Origin of the sequence: Sphingobium sp. HDIP04, assembly GCF_000445085.1 — a bacterium.
In the GTDB taxonomy this organism is placed as follows: Bacteria; Pseudomonadota; Alphaproteobacteria; order Sphingomonadales; family Sphingomonadaceae; genus Sphingobium; species Sphingobium indicum.
Genome location: NZ_ATDO01000010.1, coordinates 1 through 1,513 on the forward strand (window position 1 = coordinate 1; position 1,513 = coordinate 1,513).

A 1,513-nucleotide genomic window follows, 5' to 3' on the forward strand; every position below is an offset into this window, starting at 1 on the left:
CGATGCCCGCGCCGACGGCTCCCGCGCCCCGCGCGACGGCGCGTCCTGCGCCCCATGCCATCGAACTGGTCGTGGGGAGCCGGCGCGAAACCATCTATTCGGGGAGTGGCGCGAAGTGAGGATTTCGGGCTGTTGGGAGCGGGCGCGTCTTGGATTGGGGCTGATCGCGATGGGCCTGCCCCTTGGCGCCGTGGCGCAAACGGCGTTGCAGGTGAAGGAGCAGCGCACCCTTTCCTATCCCCGCGCCATCGGGCGGGTCGAGGTGGACCGGGAGGGCGTGTTGTCCATCGCCGCGCCTTCTGCCCGGTCGCTGCGGCTGACGGCGATTGGCGAAGGCGCGGCGACCGTCAGCGTCTATGGCGGCGATGGCGGACTGATGGCGCGGGAGCCGGTCAGCGTCGCGCCCAATGCGGCGGCGAGCGCGCCCATCGTCAGGGCGGGCGAGCAGGTGGTGGCGGTGGACGTGCAGTTCGCGGCGGTCTCCGCGACGACGCTCAAGGCGCTGGGCTTCAACTTCTCCAAGCTCAGCGGCGATATTCAGGGGGCCATCGTTTCGCCCAGCAGCCTGGGGAGCGCGTCCTTCAATCCCGATGGGCTGGCGCTGGAGGCGAGCGCGCCGATCCAAAACGCCTTCAACCTGTTCCTTTCCGCGCCCAATCGGGGGATCGGCGCGGTGTTGAGCGCGCTGTCCTCCAACGGGCTGTCGCAGCTATTGGCGCAGCCGACCTTGCTGGTGCGATCCGGCGAGCAGGCGAGTTTCCTGGCGGGAGGCGAGTTTCCGGTGCCGGTGCCGCAGGTTTCGGGATCAGGCAATACTCTGTCCATCCAGTATAAGGAATTCGGCGTGCGGTTATCGGTGACGCCCTTCGTGTTGTCGAAGGATCATATCGTGCTGAAGATCGCGCCGGAGGTCAGCGAACTCGATTATAATAATGGCGTGCAGTTGCAGGGCTATGTCGTGCCGGGGCTGCGGCGGCGGTCGGCGGAGACGACGGTCGAACTGGGCAGCGGGCAGAGCTTCGTCATCGCGGGCCTGAGCTATTCCAGCCAGACGGTGACGAAGGAGAAGACGCCCCTTTTCGGCGATATTCCGGTGCTGGGCGCCTTCTTCAAGCGGCAGCAGAACCAGAAGGAGAAGCAGGAGCTGATCATCGTCGCGACGCCCCGGCTGGTGGGGCCGATGAAACCGGAGGAGGTGCCGCCCTTGCCCGGCGCGGCGACGGCGGGGATCGACCCCGGCATAGGCGACATGATTTTGGGCACGGACGGGCTGGACCAGTCCAGCGCGCCCTTCGGCGTGGTGCGGCGGTGAGCATGGCGAAGATCCTTCTGCTGTCGGTCGACCGGGTGCTGGCGCAGCGCATCGAGGAAGCGGCGGGCGGCCGCGCCACGGTGGAACTGGCGCAATCGGTGGAGCGCGAGGCGCTGGACGGGCTGGCGCTGATCGTCATCGACCGCGCCGCCATTCCGCCCGAGCGCGCCCTGTCGGTCGCGATCGGCGCCGTGGTGGCGG

Annotated in this window: 1 protein-coding gene and 1 pseudogene; both read left to right on the forward strand. The window is 68.2% G+C overall.

From position 1 onward, the window contains the following. Nucleotides 1-154 precede the first annotated feature (154 nt). Complete coding sequence (locus L286_RS25280; protein WP_020819614.1) at nt 155-1,312, forward strand: type II and III secretion system protein family protein; 1,158 nt, start codon at nt 155-157, stop codon at nt 1,310-1,312. A 2-nt stretch (nt 1,313-1,314) separates the two neighbouring features. After that, nucleotides 1,315-1,513 (forward strand): annotated as a pseudogene (locus L286_RS25285) (AAA family ATPase); the annotation flags it as partial.